This is a genomic window from Pseudarthrobacter sp. As-47, from assembly GCF_058215595.1.
Genome location: NZ_CM177088.1, coordinates 1,070,750 through 1,087,218, shown reverse-complemented (window position 1 = coordinate 1,087,218; position 16,469 = coordinate 1,070,750). Strand labels below are relative to the sequence as shown.

The following is a 16,469-nucleotide window of genomic DNA, read 5'->3' as shown; positions in this document are numbered from 1 at the left end:
CGCTATGTGGATAACGCCCAGACTCGACCCGAGGCCCCTACTCCCCAGCCCCGCCGAGCACCACGTTCACCGGCTCCTTGCCCTCCAGCATCAGGCCGATCTGCTGCTTGACCAGCCGGACCATGCGGGGGAACATCGCCGAGCTCGCCCCGCCCACATGCGGGGTGATCAGTACGCCGGGCGTGGTCCACAGAGGGTGGTCCGCCGGCAGCGGCTCCGGATCCGTCACATCAACAGCAGCACGCAACCGGCCCGTGGATGTCTCGGCCAGCAGCGCATCCGTGTCCGCCACCGCCCCGCGGGCCACATTGACCAGCAGCGCCCCGTCCGGCATCGCGGCCAGGAACTTCGCGTCCACCAGCTGCCGGGTCTGCTCGCTGAGGGGCACGCTGACCACCGCGATGTCGTGCAGCGGCAGCTGCTCATACAGCGAGTCGATGCCGAAGATTTTGCCGCTGGCATCCTCCCGTTCCCGGCTTGCCATCCGGGTAACGTGCGTCTCGAACGGCAGCAGCCGGGCCTCGATGGCCTTGCCCACTCCGCCGTAGCCCACCAGCAGCACGCGCCGGTCCGCGAGGCTGGGCCGCTGGCTGTTGTCCCATGTCCCGGTGGCCTGGTTGCGCACGAAGCCATCCATGCCGCGCTGGCTGGCAATCATCATGCCCAGGGCGAGCTCCGCCGTCGACGTCTCATGGACCCCTGCCGCGTTGGCGAAAACGCACCCGGCGGGCAGCACGTCCGCCACGCCGTCGTACCCGATGGACTGGCTTTGGACCAGGCCGATGTCCACGGACTCCAGCGCGGCCAGCACCTCCGGCCCACGCATGTACGGCGGCACCACGATGTCCAACCGCCCGGCGGGGGCAGGCCCGGAAAAGTCCCACACGAAGAACTCGACGCCGGCAGTCGGGGCGAGCGCGTCCAGCAGTTTCTGGTCCGGAAGGGAAACGTGCAGCGGCGCCCTCACGCGGCCACCACAAGCTTCACGTCCGCGGCCCGCAGCGCCGTTTCGATTTCCCGCGGCGGCGGCGCGTCCGTCACCAGCACGTCCGCCGCATCAAAGGCTGCCAGCCTGGCCAGCGCATACCGCAGCATTTTCTGGTGTGTTGCCACTACTACCACCTGTTCCGCAGAGTTCATGAGGGCGATCTTAGTGGCGCGCTCCACGTCCCGCTCAATGTAAAACGCTTCGTCGTGGATTCCGCTCACGCCAATGAAGGCCGTCTTGGCACGGAGGCCTGCGGCGGCGCTGACAGTCATGGGACCGTTGAACGCCTGGCTGTCCAGGAGCAATTCCCCGCCCAGGCAGATGGTCCGGGCAGCCGTCAGCTGCAGGCAGCGCTGGATGGCTGGTGCGGAGTGGGTGATGATGGTGCCCGTGAAGGACGTGGGCAGCTCCTGCGCGATCTGGTACGTGGTGGTGCCGGCGTCCAGGATGACGGCGTCCCGTTCCCCGATCATGGAGATGCAGGCCCGCGCCACCCGGAGCTTCGCGTCGGCGTCCTCCCGCACGCGGGCGGCAAAGTCCGCGTTCTGGCCCTGTCCATGGATGGCGCTGACCCCGCCGTGAACCACCCTGACCAGGCCCAGCTTGGACAGTACCCGGGTGTCCCTGCGCACGGTCATGTCCGATACCGCAAAGGTCTCGGCCAGGTCCGTGGTGGAAATAAACCCGCGCCGGCCAAGTTCCTCCAGGATGGTGCGCTGGCGGGGCGTCAGCGGCGCCTCATCACGTGCGGTGCTCATATCCCCTTCTTCCTGCCCCACCCGCCGGCCCCCGGCCCACGAAGTGTTGCTTTTCCAACACCAACTTACCTAGTGTCGTACCCCGGCACCGGCATTCGTAAGCTCTACGGGGCGTCCCTCCGTAATGGAGCGCTCTGCCGCCAGCCCCATCCGGACCGACTGCAGGCCGTCAGCCACCGTCACCTCAACCGGCCCTTCACCCAGGATCGCCTTCCGGTACCCCAGGTGCTCGTAGTAGGTGGAGCCGTGGTGGGCGCCCGCGGCGAGCACTGCCTCATCCACCGGAACTTCGTGCTTTTCCGGTCCGAGCGGCGAACGCGGGCTGAACTCAACGGTGGCTTCCGCTTCATCGCCTTCGATCCAGTGGTTGGCCGCCACCGGGATGAGCGTTTCGATCTTGGCGGCATCGCCAACAATGGAGATCCGCTCCTGGAACTTGGAGCCCTCGGCGAACATGGACAGTTCCAGCATCGCCCGGCGGCCGCCCTTGAAGTCGACAATCACGTAGGCGTTGTCGATCATGTCCGACACACGGCCGTCGTACACCTCATCCATGTGGTTCACTTCGTGGCCGCCGCTGGCGTACACACGCACGGGCTCATCCTGCAGGATCAGCCGCATCAGGTCGAAGAAGTGGCAGCATTTCTCCACCAGGGTCCCGCCGGTCCGCTCCGCGAAGCGGTTCCAGGCATCCACCTTATGCAGGAACGGGAAGCGGTGCTCCACGATGGACAGCATGTAGATGTTGCCGAGCTTGCCGTTGTGTGCGGCCTGGATGACTTCCTGGACCGGAGGCATGTAGCGGTATTCCATGGCAACCCACACAGGCGCCGGGTAGCCGGCGGCCAGCACCTCGAGTTCATCTGCCTGCGCGGCGGTGGTGCACACCGGCTTCTCCACAAGCACGGGCAGGTTGGTTCCGCTGGCGAAGATGTCCTTGAGGATGGCCAGGTGCGTGTCGTTGGGGCTGGCGATCACCAGTGCGTCCACCAGGCCGGAAGCGAGCAGCTCCTGGTGCGAGGGGAAGGTCTGCACCTCGTAGCCGATCTCAGCAGCGGTCTCCTCCAGGGATGACGGCTGGGGATCGGAGACTGCAGTGATCCGGCTTCCGGGAATCAGGGCGAGGTTCCGGACGTGTTCGCGGGCCATGTGGCCGGCCCCGATGAGGCCGTATCGGATGGTCCGGACCGTTTCCGCAGAAGGCAATGACATGTGCTGCTCCGTTTCTCTACGTTGAGTTTTTGGGGGACCGCGGCGTTGCATCCCAAACAGAACTATACAGAAAGTGTTGTTATTCCAACATAGCGTGTGTATATTTCTTCAGTACCAGCCGAAACTACAACGAGGTGGAACGTGCCCCAACCGTCAACTGGAACCCTGCTCTTCGTAGGCTGCGCCACGCTTGACTCCATCGCTTTGGTGGAGGATTACCCCGCCGCGGACAGCCGCACCGTCGCTTCGGACTTCGCGACGGCGGGTGGCGGCCCGGCCGCCACCGCAGCCGTGGCAGCGGCCCGTGCCGGAGCAAACACAGCTTTCGCGGGTGTCCTCGGCACCGACGAGGAAGGCGACCGCATCATCGCCGGCCTGCAGGCCGAAGGCGTGGACACCTCCGCGGTGATCCGCGATCCCAACGTCAAAACGGGTGCCAGCGTGATCGTGGTCAGCAAGGCCTCCGAAAGCCGGGCGATTGTCACCCGGCCCGTGCCGCCCGTCAGCTTTCCGGCCGGCAGCCGCTTCCATGAGCTGGTGGAATCTGCAGCCTGGGTCCACGTGGACCACCTGGGCTGGAACGCCGTCGCATCCCTTCCGGCCTTCAGCGCCGGAAGCCTGGACGTCAGCGTGGATGCCGGCAACCCCATCGCGTCGTTCAGCCCGCGGGGCGTGGCCCTCTACGTCCCAACCATCGAACGGCTCCAGGCAGAGTACGGCGGGCACCACTCCCCCGAGGCGCTCCTGGGCAAAGCGGTCGACGACGGCGCCTCCGCCGTCGTCGCCACCGCCGGCTCCGACGGTGCCTGGGTCAAGGACGGCACCGCGCACCCGCTCCGCGTGCCCGCAACACCCGCCGCCATTGTCTCCACGCTGGGAGCCGGCGACGTCTACCACGGCGCCCTGCTCGCCGCCGTCGCTGCCGGCCTTTCCCTGGCTGACGCGGCGGCGTTCGCCGGCCGCACCGCCTCCGCATCCTGCGAAGGACTGGACGGCCGCTCCGCAATCCCGCACCAGACCATCTCCCCTGTCCTTACTTCCAACCACACCGCCTAGCTGAAAGAAGCAGCCCATGAGCCCCACAGACCTCTCACCCCTCCAGCGCCCGTCAGGCGCCTTCGCAATGCTCGCCGTCGACCAGCGCGAAGCCATGCGCAACATGTTCGCCGAACACACGGACCAGCCCGTCACGGACCAGGACCTCCAGGACTTCAAGCTCCAGGCCGCCAAAATCCTCACCCCCTACGCATCCGGCGTCCTCATCGACCGGCAGTTCGCCCTGGACCAGGCCATCGCGGACAACGTGGTGGACCCCAACTGCGGGCTGATCGCCTCGGCGGACCACTTCGAATCGGCGCACGGCGAGCTGGTGGGCGAGGTGACCATCGACCGCCTGGTGGACCCGCACAAGTACAAGGCCCTCGGCGTCAAGGCGCTTAAGCTCCTGGTGCTGTACCGCCCGGACGAGCCCGCCGAGGGCAGGGTGGCCATGGTCCGCGAATTCGTGGAGAGCTGCCGGTCCGCAGGACTCATCAGCATCATCGAGCCCGTCTCCCGCAAGCCGCTGGCCGGCGGGGACTTCGACTGGAACGCCGGGATCCTCGCCGCCGCCAGGGAACTGGGCAGCCTGGGGGCGGACCTGTACAAGGCGGAGGTCCCCTTCCACGGCCAGGCCTCCGAAGCCGAGGTCCGCGCCGCATGCGCCGAGCTCACCAACGCCATCGACGGCCCCTGGGTGGTGCTCTCCTCGGGCGTCCCCGAAGACGTCTTCCCGGATGCAGTCCGGTGGGCCTGCCTGGAAGGCGCCAGCGGCTTCCTCTCCGGACGCGCCGTCTGGGCATCCTGCATCGGAGCGCCCGACGTCGTTGAATCCTTGTCCACAGACGCCGTGCGCCGGCTGCAGCGCCTCTGCGCCGTGGTGGACGACGTCGTCACCGCGCAAAGGACCAACGCATAAGCCCTCCTGGAGAAGCCACAGCGTCAGAACCGTGGCAACCCGTTCCGCAGTCAACAACAGGCACAGCAAAACACTCAACGAGGAGATTATTGTGAGTCAGATTTCACGCAGGCAGGCCATCGCACTCCTGGGGGCCCTGGGCTTCGGCGCCACTGCCGCAGCCTGCGCCGGCCCCGGCGGTTCCACGGCACCCGGCGGCGCCACCGGGCCGGCGGCCCCCGCCACCGGTGACATCACCGGCAAGGTGTCCTTCGCCCACTGGCGCGGCGAGGACAAGGTGGTGTTCGACGAGCTCATCAAGCGCTTTGCCGCATTGCACGACGGCGTTGAAGTGGCCCAGGACATTTCCACGTCCAACGACTACAACGCCCAGGCCTTGCAGAAGCTTCGCGGCGGCTCCATCGGCGATGCCTTTGCAACCTTCCGCGGATCCCAATTCAAGAACTTCACCGAGGCCGGGATTTACACCGAGCTCAAGGACAGCAAGGCCGTTTCGAACTACCAGGAGGGGCTGCTCTCCGCCGGCAAATCCGGCGAGAGCCAGCTGGGACTGCCGTACCAGGTGGTGTTCCCCATGCCCATGGCCAACGTGGACCTGTTCGACAAGGCCGGAGCGGAACTCGCCCCGAAGGACTGGGACTCGTTCCTTGCCATGTGCGAGAAGCTGGCGTCCTCCGGCGTCATCCCCATCTCCTGGCCCGGCGGCGACGTTGGAAACGGCGGCCAGCTCTTCAACTGCATGATCGCCAACAACGCCCCCGTGGACGACATGTGCGCCCAGATCGAACAGGGCAAGCTCAAAGTCACCGACGACTGGTTCATTAAGATGCTCAACCAGTACAAGGACCTGGTCCCCTACCTGCAGCCCAACGCCACCGGCACCGCCGTGGAACCGGCCCAGAACCTGTTCTCGCAGGGCAAGGCAGCCATGCTCGCCACCGGTTCGTACCACATTGCCGCCGTCCGCGGCCTGGGCGCCCAGTTCCCCATCGAGCTGGTTTTCCCCAACACCTCCGACGGCAACGCCAAGTATGAGGGTGTCTACAACGCCACCTTCATCCTGGGCGTCAACTCGGCCAGCAAGAACCAGGCCGCAGCGGCTGCCTGGATCGATTTCCTCTCGGAGCCGGAGAACGCCGCCTACTACGCCAACGAGACGGCGCAGCACGTGTCCGTGAAAGACGTGGACTACACCAACCCGGACCTGAAGCGCCTGAGTCCCTGGCTGGACAAGAACACAGCACTGGCAGCCCGGTTCCAGTTCCAGAACCTGGACGTCCGTAATGCCGTGGAAGCCAGCGCCACCGCCGTCATCTCGGGCACCAGCCCCGAGCAGGCAGCGGAGGCCGCCCAGAAGATTGTTGACGAACGGATATGAGCACCCATACCGGGCTGCCTGCGAAGCGGAAGGCACCGGGCAGCCCTCCCGACGTAAACGCCAATAAAGGGCGCCGCCGCTCCCCCACCCGGGTGAATCCGGCGCTGTACCTCTTCCCGCTTCCCGCCGTCGCGGTCATCGCCTTCTTCCTGGTGATGCCCACGCTGCAGGCCTTCCAGTACGCCCTCACTGACTGGAACGGTTTCTCGGCAGCGTTCAACTACGTGGGACTGGACAACTTCATCCGGGCGTTCACCAACGACTCACTGTTCACCAACGCCCTCACGAACAACCTCAAGTTCGTGCTGCTGGTGGTCATCGCGCAAACGTTCTTCTCGCTGATCCTTGCGCTGCTGCTGACCAAGAACTCGCGGGGAAGCGTCCTGCTCCGCGCCCTGTTCTTCTTCCCCACCATCCTGTCCTCGGTGTCCGTGGCCTTCATCTGGAAGTTCATCTACGATCCCAACTTCGGCCTGGCCAACGCGGTGTTGGGCGGAGTGGGCCTGGAAGCCCTCCAGAGCTCCTACCTCGGCAACGACGCCCAGGCCCTGTACTGGGTGGCTGTGACCCAGGTGTGGTTCCACGCCGGGCAGATGATGGTGGTGTACATCGCCGGCCTGCAGGCCATTCCGCGGGAACTCTACGAGGCAGCCGAGATGGACGGTGCCAACAAGTGGCAGCAGTTCAAGTCCATCACCTGGCCCTTCGTGGCCCCGGCGACGTCCATTGTGGTGGCCTACACCACCGTGCAGTCGTTCAAGGCCTTCGACCTGATCCTGGGCATCGCGGGCAACCCGCCCAAGCAGTCCCTGGACATCCTCTCCACCCGCATCTACAGCACTTTCGCCAACTCGGAGTTCGGCTACGCCGCAGCCCAGTCGATCATCTTCATGGCCATGATCGCCCTGGTCACCTGGCTCCAGCGCCGGCTGCTCCGCCTCACCCCGAAGGGGGAATGACAGCATGCTCTCGTCAATAACCCGCCGCGGAATTCTCGCGATCTACGCGGTCATCATCATCGTTCCGCTGACCGTGGTGGGGTTCGGCAGCTTCAAGTCCACGCAGGAACTGTTTGCCGGGCCGTTCAGCCTGCCGCAGTCCCTCTCACCGGGCAACTACGCGGAGGTGATAGGCGGCCAGGACCTGGGCTCGTCCTTCATGAACAGCGTGATTGTCACCGCCATCTCCGTCCCGCTCACCCTGTTCCTGGCCAGCCTGGCAGGTTACGCCGTCTCCCGGCTCAAGGGCTTCATGTCCTGGGCCATCTTCGGCTTCCTGGTCCTGGGCATGGCCATCCCGGCACAGGCCAACATGGTTCCGCTGTATGTCCTCTTTGGCCGCCTGGGGCTGCTGGACAGCCTGGCCGGCCTGGTGCTGGCGAACCTGGTGTCAACCCTCCCCATCGCCGTCTTCATCCTGGGCGGGTTCATGCGGACCCTGCCCAAGGAACTCTACGAAGCATCCTCGATTGACGGGACCGGCCCGTGGCGGACGTATATCTCCATCGCCCTGCCGCTGTCCGCCCCGTCCATCGCCGCGGCTGCCATCTTCCTGTTCGTCATCCACTGGAACGAACTGCTGTACCCGCTGCTGTTCATCCAGTCCCCCGGCAACCGCACGCTGCCGCTGGCGCTGCTGAGCTTCCAGGGCGAGTTCCAGACCAACTACCCGCTGCTGTTCGCCGGCGTCATCCTGGCTTCCCTGCCCGTAGTGGTGGCCTACGTCTTCCTGCAGCGGTACTTCGTTGCCGGCATCACCGCCGGCGCCAGCAAGGGATGAGCATCACGACGGCGGCAGCGGGCTTCCACGCCCGCCCCGCCGTCCCGGACCTCTCCCCGCCCCACGAAAGGCATCATCCGTGAACCTCAAATCAGCGCAACACCTCGTCAACGGCACCTGGCACGCCACCGGCACCTCCAAGCACGTGACGGACCCCGGAAACGGCAGCACCGTCGGTGAGGTCGCCTGGGGCACCGTTGCGGACGCCACCCAGGCAGCCGACGCGGCCGCCGAGGCCTTTGGGTCCTGGTCCCGCACCACGGTGCGGAACCGCGCCGACCTGCTCCGCAACGCAGCCGACCTCCTCGCCGAACGCCGTGATGAACTCGCACAGACCCTGGCCCTCGAGGCCGGCAAGCGGCTCCCTGAAGCCCAGGGCGAGGTGGACTTCTCCGCGGAATACTTCCGCTGGTTTGCCGAGGAAGTCCGGCGCACCACCGGCACCGTCAGTCCGCCCGAGCTGCAGGGCCGCCGCCACCTGAGCCTCCGGAAGCCCATCGGCGTGGCCCTCAGCCTCACCCCGTGGAATTTCCCGGTCTCCATCCAGGCCCGCAAACTCGCCGCGATGCTCGCCGCAGGCTGCACCGTGGTGGGCAGGGTCTCCGAAAAAGCGCCGCTGGCCGCCACCGGCCTCTTCGAGGTCCTGCACGACGCCGGTTTCCCGGCGGGCGTGGTCAACCTGGTCCACGGCCCGTCCCGGGAGATCACCGCGGCGCTGCTCAAGCACCCGGCCGTACGGGCAGTCAGCTTCACCGGCTCCACAGGCGTTGGCAAGCAGATCATGGCATCCGCCTCGGACCGCGTGGTCCGGCCGCTTCTTGAACTGGGCGGCAATGCGCCCTTCATCGTCTTCGAGGACGCAGACCTGGACGCAGCCGTGGAGGGGGCAGTGCTGGGCCGGCTCCGCAACACGGGCCAGTCCTGCGTGGCCGCCAACCGCTTCCTGGTCCAGGACAGCATCGCCGGGGAGTTCGCCGCCAGGCTGGCCGCGCGCTTCGACGCGATGAGCATCGGCCACGGCGTTCCCGACGACGGCACGCCGGTCCCGGACCTCGGCCCGTTGATCGACGCCGAGCGGGTCTCCGCCGTGCAGGCGCTGGTGGACGACGCCCTGGAACGTGGCGCCCGCCGCGTCACACAGCGGACCGACGTGCCCACCCACGGCTCCTTCCTGGCACCAACGCTCCTGGCGGACGTCCCGGACGACGCACCCCTGGTGACCGAAGAAGTCTTCGGTCCGGCAGCCGGCGTCGTGACCTTCTCCTCGGAGGAGGACGCCATCCGGAAGGCCAACGCCACCGAGATGGGCCTGGCCGCCTACGTCTGGAGCAGCAGCCCAAAGCGGGGCTGGGACATTCCGGAGCAGCTCGAAGCCGGCATCGTGGGCGTCAACGACCCCCTGCCGTCCGTGGCCTTCGCACCCATGGGCGGCGCCAAGCAGTCAGGCCTGGGCCGGGAAGGCGCAAGCCTGGGCCTGGAGGAGTTCGAGGAGGTCCAATACGTGGCCTGGCGGCCCTAAATGCTGACCACCGGGCTGGTGCTGGGCGCCGTCGTCATGGGTGCAGGAATGCAGCGCATCACCGGCATGGGCTTCGCCCTGGTGGCCGCCCCCTTCCTGGTGCTGCTCCTGGGCCCGGTGGAGGGGGTGGTGCTGGTGAACGTGTGCGGCGCCGTGACTGCCGGTGCCATCATCTTCCGGGTGGCCCGGGACATCGACTGGAAACGGTACGCGGCCCTCACGGCGTCGGCGGTGCTGGGGATCGTGCCGGCGGCCTTCCTGATCCGGCTCATCCCGCCGGCGGTCCTGGAGATTTCCATCGGGGTGATCCTGGCGGTCGGGCTGACCGTCCTGCTGGCCCTGAAGTCCGCCACGCTGCCGCCCCGGCGCCGCTACCTCCTCACCGCGGGCGGCCTCAGCGGGTTCATGAACACTGCGGCCGGCGTCGGCGGACCGGCGGTGAGCATGTACTCCATCGCCACCCGGTGGCAGCACAAGTCCTTTGCCGCCACCATGCAGCCGTACTTCTTCACCATCGGCGCGCTGTCCCTGGCCTCGAAAGCCCTCACGGCGCCCGCCACGTTCCCCTCTCTTCCCGTTGCCATGTGGGCGGCGGTCGCCGGAGCCTGCCTCGTCGGGCTGGTCCTCGGCGACGTCGCTGCCCGTTTTGTCCCCGCCCGCGCGGCCCAGATCCTGCTGATTGTCCTGGCCTACCTGGGCGCGGCGGCCACCATTGTCCGCGGCCTGCTCGACGCCGTCGGGTAGCCAGCCACACCCCTCCAACCAAACCAACCACCAACGAAAGGGCGGCCATGCCTGCCATCTCCCCGCACAAAAGCCCCTTGCGCGTGTCCACCAGCAACGGCGAGACCATCTCGCTGACGGTTGGCACCGGCGCTCCGGTGAACATCCAGCTTGACGTTGGAAACGACTGCACCTGCGGCGGCGCTGCCCGGCGCGCCGGCGCATACACAGATACCGACTTTGGCACGCGCTAGTTTCGGACGTGCACCCGCATCAGAAAGAGGACATGACATGACGTGGCTGAACAGTGCCGCCCACGCACGATGGCTCGAGGCAGAAACCGACCGGCTGGCCAATTTCGCCGCAGGGTCAAAGGTGCCCACGGGTTTCGGCTGGCTCGACAACAACGGCAAGGTATTTGCCGACAAGCCGACCCATCTCTGGATCACCGCCCGGATGGTCCACAGTTTCGCTGTCGCCGCGCTTATGGGACGGCCGGGCGCGGGGACGCTCGTGGACCACGGCATCGCGGCGCTCAACGGGGCCTTCCACGATGACGAGTTCGGCGGCTGGTACGCCGAGATTGACGCGAACGGGCCGGTGAAGGACACCAAATCCGGCTACCAGCACTCCTTCGTGCTCCTCGCCGCCGCCAGCGCCGTTGCGGCGGACCGCCCCGGTGCACGGGAACTGCTCGACGAGGCCCTGCGGATAGCCGACACAAAGTTCTGGGACCATGAAGCCAACATGTGCTTCGACTCCTGGAACCGGGAGTTCACGGAAACCGAGGCCTACCGCGGCGGCAACGCGAGCATGCACTCGGTGGAGGCCTACCTGATCGTCGCTGACGTGACCGGCGAGGACCGCTGGCTGGAACGGGCCCTGCACATTGCCGAGGTGCTCATCCACAAATTTGCGCGCAACAACAACTACCGGGTCTTCGAGCATTTCGACCCCGCGTGGACGCCTATGCCGGAGTACAACACCGATGACCGGGCCAGCCAGTTCCGGGCCTATGGCGGGACGCCCGGCCACTGGGTTGAGTGGGCACGGCTGCTGCTGCACCTCCGTGCCGGACTCGAGGCCCGCGGCCTGGACGTCCCGGACTGGCTGCTCGACGACGCGCGCGGCCTGTTCGACGCCGCCATCCGCGACGCCTGGCAGCCGGACGGCAATCCCGGATTCGTGTACACGGTCGACTGGGAGGGCAAGCCGGTGGTCACCACCCGCATCCGCTGGGTTCCCGCGGAGGCGATCGGCGGGGCGGCAGCACTCTACATTGCCACCGGCGAGAAGAAGTATGCGGACTGGTACGAGCGGATCTGGGACCACGCCCGCGACTGGTTCATCGACTACGAGCACGGATCCTGGAAGCAGGAGCTCGACGAGCACGGCAATGTCACCTCCACCGTGTGGTCGGGCAAGGCGGACATCTACCACCTCTGGCACTGCCTGGTAGTGCCGCGCCTTCCATTGGCGCCGGGTCTTGCTCCCGCCGTCGCGGCCGGACTGCTGGACTCACGGCTGACCGCCGCCGCGCAGGTCAGGGAACCGGCCGCCCGCTGATTCCCACGGTGCGTTCCCGACGCGCCGTACACGGCACGGGGACGCGCCGGGAACGGCACGGAGCAGGGGGCGGGATCCTGTAAATTTAAGGGAGGAATTGTCCGGCCAGCGAGCCGCGTTCCACCCCTCCCCCTTGAATGGATCCCTCCCCCATGTCTTCCGCGATTTCCGCGCCGGCACCTGCCCGTTTTCCGTACGCCGCGATGGTGGTCCTGGCCACCATCGCCTTCACCGCCATCACCACCGAGCTCCTCCCGTCCGGGCTCCTGCCGCAGATCAGCGCCGGCCTGGACGTGTCCGAGCCGGTGGCCGGCTACCTGGCTGCCGCCTATGCCGCGGTCATTGTGGTCACGGTGGTGCCGGCGGCCCGGCTGCTGGGGAAGATTCCGCGGCACGCGCTGCTGGTGGGGCTGGTCCTGACATTCGCCGCCAGCAATGCGATGGTGGGACTGGCGCCTGACTTCACGTCCGCGATGATTGCCCGTTTGGTGGGCGGCCTGGCCCATGGCCTGCTCTGGACCACCATGGCCCCGTTCGTCACCAGGGTGGTCCCGGCGGACAAGGTGGGCAAGGCCCTGGCCATCGTCTTCAGCGGCAACAGCCTGGGCCTGGCCATCGGTGCTCCCGTGGGCACCGCGCTGGGCGGGTTCCTGGGCTGGCGGGCCGCGTTCATGGTGCTTGCCGGGTTCGGCCTGGTCCTCACCGTGCTGGCGTTCTTCCTCCTGCCGCGCGTCCAGCGGATTTCCGACGCCGTCCGCCCCTCGCTCCGCAAGGCCATCGCCCAGCCCGGGGTGAAGCCGGTGGCCATTGCCTGGCCGCTGCTGGTCCTGGCGCACTTCGCGCTGTTCACCTACATCGCCCCGTTCATCCGCGACGCCGGCTTCCCCGACTACGCCACCAGCCTCTCGCTCACGGTGCTGGGCGGCTCCGGGCTGCTGGGCATCTGGATCGCGGGCCTCACCGTGGACTCCCGGCCACGACGATCCCTGCTGGTGACGACGGCGGCAATCGCCCTGTCCATGTTCTTCCTGCCCCTCGCGGTGGGCAACTTCGCCGTGGCGTTGGTGCTCATGACCGTCTGGGGTGCAGGGCTTGGTGCGATCGGCATCTACAACCAGTCCGCCATCCTTCGGGCGGGCGGCGAGTACCAGGAGGCCGCGAACGGCCTCACCGTGCTGACCATCCAGCTCGGCATCACCGTGGGCGCGCTGTATGGCTCCGCGGCGCTGGTGGTGGGTGGTCCGCTGCTGGTTCCCGTGGCGGCGGCGCTGCCGGTCGTGGCAGCCTGGATCATCACCATGGCCAACAAGAAGCACGCCTACCCGCAGGGCCCGCGGGAGCGGGTGTGGCTGGAGCCGCGGCCCATCGCCACACCGGCACCGGAGAAGGTGGGCGGGCGCTCCTAGGCTCCTCCCACAACAGAGAAATCCCTTGATAGGTGACCATATGGTCACCTATCATTTTCTTTATGGACGCAGTGTTCAAGGCACTCTCCGACCCCACGCGCAGGGACCTCCTCGATGAGCTGTTCCGCGAGGATGGGCAGTCCCTGAGTGCGCTTGAGGCCCGCTTCGACATGACCCGCTTCGGCATTGCCAAGCACCTCAAGCTCCTGGAGGATGCGGGCCTGGTGGTGACCCGCCGTCGGGGGCGTGAAAAGCTGCATTTCCTGAATCCCGTGCCCATCAGGCTCATCCACGACCGCTGGGTGAGCAAATATTCAGAACCATGGGCCGCTGGCCTCAGCGACCTCAAATCCAGATTGGAAAGTCCCATGGAAAAGATCTTCGAAATTTACATCAAGACCACGCCGGAACGGCTCTGGGAAGCCATCACGGACAGCGATATCCGGAGCAAGTACCAGTTCGGAAACACCATAGAAACGGACTGGACCCCGGGCAGCAGCTTCACCATGAACAACGTCAGGGCGGACGCTCCGCTGGGCGAGGGCGAGAACCTGGAGGTGGACCCGCCCCGGCGGCTGGTCCAGACCATGCGGGCCCTCTGGGGCGAGGACGTCAAGGCCGAGGGGACCTCGAAGGTCACGTGGGAGATCGAGCCGGTGGGCGATTCGTGCCGGCTGACCGTCACCCACAGCGACCTCCGCGAAGGCGCCAACGAACAGCTCTACGGCGGCTGGCCGATGATCCTCTCCGGGCTGAAGACCTGGCTGGAGACCGGTGAGACGCTGACGACCCCGGGCTCGCTGATGTACACCTAGGCGCGCCTCCAGCGGTCCTACTCCGTCCGCTGCCTCCACAGCAGGCTCACGGCGAACGTCACCACGCACAGGACCAGCATTGCCAGGACCATCCGGGCCCAGCTTTCCTGGTCCACGCCGCCGCCCGCGAACACGCCGATCATCACCGTGGCCGTGATCGCGCCGACGTACCGGCACGTCTGGTAGATGCCCGCCGCGACGCCCCGTTCCTGGGGCCGGATGGACACGAACATGCCCTGGTTGGTGGCGATGCCCACGGTCCCGTACGGAATACCCATCAGTGCTGTCAGCACCACCACGAGCGGGATCGCCAGGGTGCCGGTGAGCAGCCACATCAGGGCGGCGGCCACGGTCAGGAGCACGACGCCGGCAACCAGCACCCGCCGCACGCCGAACCTTCCCATCGCTTTCACCGCCCAGGGGGTGGCCAGGACGGACATGCCCGCCAGGGGCAGCATCAGCAGGCCCACCACGCCGGGCCCGTAGCCGCCGGCCTCCTGCAGGAGCTGGGGAAGGCCGAAGAAGACGAAGTAATAGACGCTGCTGAAAACCGCGAAGCCGAGATAGATGAGCATGAGGGACCTGTTGCGGCCCAGGAGCCTCAGGTCCAGGAACGGGCGGGCAAAGCGGAGCTCCCGCCAGACGAACAGTGCCGCCACTGCCGTTCCCGCGCCCAGCATCCACCAGCGGTAGCCCGCCACGACATTTAGGGCGGCCATCATCACCAGCAGCAGCGCGGTGACAAAGCCCAGGATGCCGGGAATGTCCGAGTCCCGCAGCAACTCGGCCACGCTGCCGCGTTCCCGGGCTTTGTCCGCCGGCGCCGCCCGCCGCACGATCAGCAGCGCTGCGAGCGCAAGCGGGACGTTGACCAGGAACAACGCCTCCCAGCCCACGAAGCCCACCAGCAGCCCTCCGATCACGGGCCCCACCGCTGCCGCCGATGTGTTGGCCATCTGCAGGGTGCCCAGCGGACGTGCCGGTTCCACGTTGGCCCGGTGCGCAATGGCGCCCACCATCACCACGGCGCTGGGATAGGCGGTGGCCGTGCCCAGCGCCATCACGGCCCGGGCCACGCAGAGCAGCGCAAAGTTCGGGGCGAACGGCGCCATCGCGCAGGTCAGCGCCACCAGCGCCATGCCCAGCATGAACATCCGCCTCGGCCCAAACCTGTCCGCAAGCCTGCCCATCACCGGCTGGCCCGCCGCTGAGGCAAGGTAAAACGAGGTGACCACCCAGGTGACCGCGGCGACGTCGAGCCCAAAATCAGCGCGGAGCACCACCAGGGCGACGGCGATCATGGAGGAGTTGAGGGGGTTCAGTGCCGTGCCCAGGCTGAGGCCGGCGACGGCCAGTGCAGTCCGGGTTTTGTTGCTCACGGAAACAGTCTGCTGCATACCGCCGGGCCGGCGCGACTTTGAGGAAACCTACCGTCCCAGGGCGCCTGGCTGGACGGGCGGGAACAGGCTTTCTTCAACAATGCCGGTGAGCCTGCGGATCACCTCGGACTGGCCAGGCAATTCCATACCCTCGGGATTCTCGGTGTAGATCACCAGCACAAAGGCCGAGCCGCGGTAGCTCAGCACGGCGGCGTCGTGAAGGGCGCCGCCCAACTCCCCATACTTGTGGAACACGTCAACGCCGGCCTGTGACCCTGCCGGGATCAGGTCCTCGTTGTTGGTCTCCTGCATGTAGCCGAGCAACTGGGCCGTGTGGTCCTCATCCAGGAGGTCCCCGGCGTACAGCTTCTTCAGGACCAGGGCCATATCCGCGGGCGCCAGGCGGTTCTCCTCCGGGTCATAGGTGACGCCGATTGAGGCTGCGTAGCCTGTCAGCTCCGGGTATCCCACGGCGTCCATCAGCAAAAGCCAGGAATCGTTGTTGCTTTGGTTCACCATGGCTTCAAGCTGGAACGCCGCGTCGTAGTCCCCCAGCGGCCCGTTTAGGTCAGCTTTTCCGGTTTCAACCAGATGGTAGTAGGCCGCGGCCGTGATGATCTTCGCCGTGCTGGCGGCCGCGAATTCGTCCATGTCACCGAAGGCCAGCGCCGCGTCACCCGATACGTCAGCCAGAGCCAGCCCGATCCTGTAGCCGGTGTCCTCCGCCAGGACGGCGTCGATGCGGTCCTGGAGTGACGCCGGGGCAACAGCCACCGGGGTCTCCTGGATGGCTGCTGGGACCGGGACTGCCGTGCCGGAGAAGGGCACGGAACGGACTGCGGCCACACCAACGATTGCCGCAATGACCAGTGCCACGGCGGAGAACAGCGCCACCAGCCTCTTCCGCACCCGGCGGGGCTGGCGGAAATGGCGCCCGGCCGGGCGCAGCCGCGGGTCCGCCGCCATGGGAGCTCCTGCCACCTCGACGA

The 16,469-nt window shown here is 67.0% G+C and carries 16 protein-coding genes; 11 read left to right on the top strand and 5 right to left on the bottom strand.

The annotated features are described in order from the left end of the window. Positions 1-37: 37 nt before the first annotated feature. The 3 genes from AC4BCK_RS05055 to AC4BCK_RS05045 all read right to left on the bottom strand — a co-directional run bounded on the left by AC4BCK_RS05055 (position 38) and on the right by AC4BCK_RS05045 (position 2,958). On the bottom strand, positions 38-967 hold the full coding sequence (locus AC4BCK_RS05055; protein ID WP_174175851.1) for a 2-hydroxyacid dehydrogenase: 930 nt from the start codon (positions 965-967) through the stop codon (positions 38-40). Continuing rightward, positions 964-1,746 carry a DeoR/GlpR family DNA-binding transcription regulator gene (locus AC4BCK_RS05050; protein WP_174175854.1) on the bottom strand — a complete coding sequence of 261 codons (783 nt, stop codon included), beginning with the start codon at positions 1,744-1,746 and terminating at the stop codon, positions 964-966. Before AC4BCK_RS05050 ends, AC4BCK_RS05055 begins: the two co-directional genes overlap by 4 nt. A gap of 69 nt (positions 1,747-1,815) precedes the next feature. Further along, complete coding sequence (locus AC4BCK_RS05045; RefSeq protein WP_490566660.1) at positions 1,816-2,958, bottom strand: Gfo/Idh/MocA family protein; 1,143 nt, start codon at positions 2,956-2,958, stop codon at positions 1,816-1,818. A 141-nt stretch (positions 2,959-3,099) separates the two neighbouring features. Between AC4BCK_RS05045 and AC4BCK_RS05040 the strand changes: the two genes are divergently transcribed. The 11 genes from AC4BCK_RS05040 (at position 3,100) to AC4BCK_RS04990 (ending at position 14,101) form a co-directional block, all read left to right on the top strand. Next, complete coding sequence (locus AC4BCK_RS05040; protein ID WP_174175858.1) at positions 3,100-4,014, top strand: carbohydrate kinase family protein; 915 nt, start codon at positions 3,100-3,102, stop codon at positions 4,012-4,014. 16 nt (positions 4,015-4,030) lie between these two features. Then, complete coding sequence (locus AC4BCK_RS05035) at positions 4,031-4,915, top strand: aldolase (protein WP_251423705.1); 885 nt, start codon at positions 4,031-4,033, stop codon at positions 4,913-4,915. A 91-nt stretch (positions 4,916-5,006) separates the two neighbouring features. After that, a complete protein-coding gene (locus tag AC4BCK_RS05030; protein ID WP_363956976.1) occupies positions 5,007-6,293 on the top strand; it encodes an ABC transporter substrate-binding protein in 1,287 nt (428 codons plus the stop codon). After that, a complete protein-coding gene (locus tag AC4BCK_RS05025; RefSeq protein ID WP_104186255.1) occupies positions 6,290-7,252 on the top strand; it encodes a carbohydrate ABC transporter permease in 963 nt (320 codons plus the stop codon). The genes AC4BCK_RS05030 and AC4BCK_RS05025 overlap by 4 nt, the downstream gene beginning before the upstream one ends. 4 nt (positions 7,253-7,256) lie before the next feature. After that, complete coding sequence (locus AC4BCK_RS05020) at positions 7,257-8,072, top strand: carbohydrate ABC transporter permease (protein ID WP_104186254.1); 816 nt, start codon at positions 7,257-7,259, stop codon at positions 8,070-8,072. A 79-nt stretch (positions 8,073-8,151) separates the two neighbouring features. Further along, positions 8,152-9,591 carry an NAD-dependent succinate-semialdehyde dehydrogenase gene (locus tag AC4BCK_RS05015; RefSeq protein ID WP_490566659.1) on the top strand — a complete coding sequence of 480 codons (1,440 nt, stop codon included), beginning with the start codon at positions 8,152-8,154 and terminating at the stop codon, positions 9,589-9,591. Further along, entirely contained in the window at positions 9,592-10,335 is a 744-nt protein-coding gene (locus AC4BCK_RS05010; protein WP_174175870.1) for a sulfite exporter TauE/SafE family protein, read from the top strand. 47 nt (positions 10,336-10,382) lie between these two features. After that, on the top strand, positions 10,383-10,568 hold the full coding sequence (locus AC4BCK_RS05005; protein WP_174175872.1) for a hypothetical protein: 186 nt from the start codon (positions 10,383-10,385) through the stop codon (positions 10,566-10,568). Between the two features lie 37 nt (positions 10,569-10,605). Further along, positions 10,606-11,880: an AGE family epimerase/isomerase gene (locus AC4BCK_RS05000; protein WP_490566658.1), complete on the top strand. Its 1,275-nt coding sequence runs from the start codon at positions 10,606-10,608 to the stop codon at positions 11,878-11,880. A 152-nt stretch (positions 11,881-12,032) separates the two neighbouring features. Continuing rightward, a complete protein-coding gene (locus AC4BCK_RS04995) occupies positions 12,033-13,286 on the top strand; it encodes an MFS transporter (protein ID WP_251423717.1) in 1,254 nt (417 codons plus the stop codon). Positions 13,287-13,348: 62 nt separating this feature from the next. Next, on the top strand, positions 13,349-14,101 hold the full coding sequence (locus AC4BCK_RS04990; RefSeq protein WP_363956986.1) for an ArsR/SmtB family transcription factor: 753 nt from the start codon (positions 13,349-13,351) through the stop codon (positions 14,099-14,101). Between the two features lie 17 nt (positions 14,102-14,118). On the opposite strand, the gene AC4BCK_RS04985 is transcribed toward AC4BCK_RS04990, so the two are convergent. Together AC4BCK_RS04985 and AC4BCK_RS04980 are read right to left on the bottom strand one after the other, a co-directional pair. Further along, complete coding sequence (locus tag AC4BCK_RS04985; protein WP_364319437.1) at positions 14,119-15,480, bottom strand: MFS transporter; 1,362 nt, start codon at positions 15,478-15,480, stop codon at positions 14,119-14,121. A 48-nt stretch (positions 15,481-15,528) separates the two neighbouring features. Beyond that, positions 15,529-16,446 (bottom strand): serine hydrolase, encoded by a 918-nt coding sequence (locus tag AC4BCK_RS04980; protein ID WP_363956991.1) that lies wholly within the window; start codon positions 16,444-16,446, stop codon positions 15,529-15,531. Between the last annotated feature and the right edge of the window lie 23 nt (positions 16,447-16,469).

Bases quoted from the DNA above. Each gene is read 5' to 3' on its own strand.
- AC4BCK_RS05005 (WP_174175872.1), top strand. From the start codon at position 10,383: ATGCCTGCCATCTCCCCGCACAAAAGCCCCTTGCGCGTGTCCACCAGC.
- AC4BCK_RS04995 (WP_251423717.1), top strand. From the start codon at position 12,033: ATGTCTTCCGCGATTTCCGCGCCGGCACCTGCCCGTTTTCCGTACGCC.
- AC4BCK_RS04980 (WP_363956991.1), bottom strand. From the start codon at position 16,446: ATGGCGGCGGACCCGCGGCTGCGCCCGGCCGGGCGCCATTTCCGCCAG.
- AC4BCK_RS05035 (WP_251423705.1), top strand. From the start codon at position 4,031: ATGAGCCCCACAGACCTCTCACCCCTCCAGCGCCCGTCAGGCGCCTTC.
- AC4BCK_RS05045 (WP_490566660.1), bottom strand. From the start codon at position 2,958: ATGTCATTGCCTTCTGCGGAAACGGTCCGGACCATCCGATACGGCCTC.
- AC4BCK_RS05025 (WP_104186255.1), top strand. From the start codon at position 6,290: ATGAGCACCCATACCGGGCTGCCTGCGAAGCGGAAGGCACCGGGCAGC.
- AC4BCK_RS05000 (WP_490566658.1), top strand. From the start codon at position 10,606: ATGACGTGGCTGAACAGTGCCGCCCACGCACGATGGCTCGAGGCAGAA.
- AC4BCK_RS04990 (WP_363956986.1), top strand. From the start codon at position 13,349: ATGGACGCAGTGTTCAAGGCACTCTCCGACCCCACGCGCAGGGACCTC.
- AC4BCK_RS05050 (WP_174175854.1), bottom strand. From the start codon at position 1,746: ATGAGCACCGCACGTGATGAGGCGCCGCTGACGCCCCGCCAGCGCACC.
- AC4BCK_RS05020 (WP_104186254.1), top strand. From the start codon at position 7,257: ATGCTCTCGTCAATAACCCGCCGCGGAATTCTCGCGATCTACGCGGTC.
- AC4BCK_RS05010 (WP_174175870.1), top strand. From the start codon at position 9,592: ATGCTGACCACCGGGCTGGTGCTGGGCGCCGTCGTCATGGGTGCAGGA.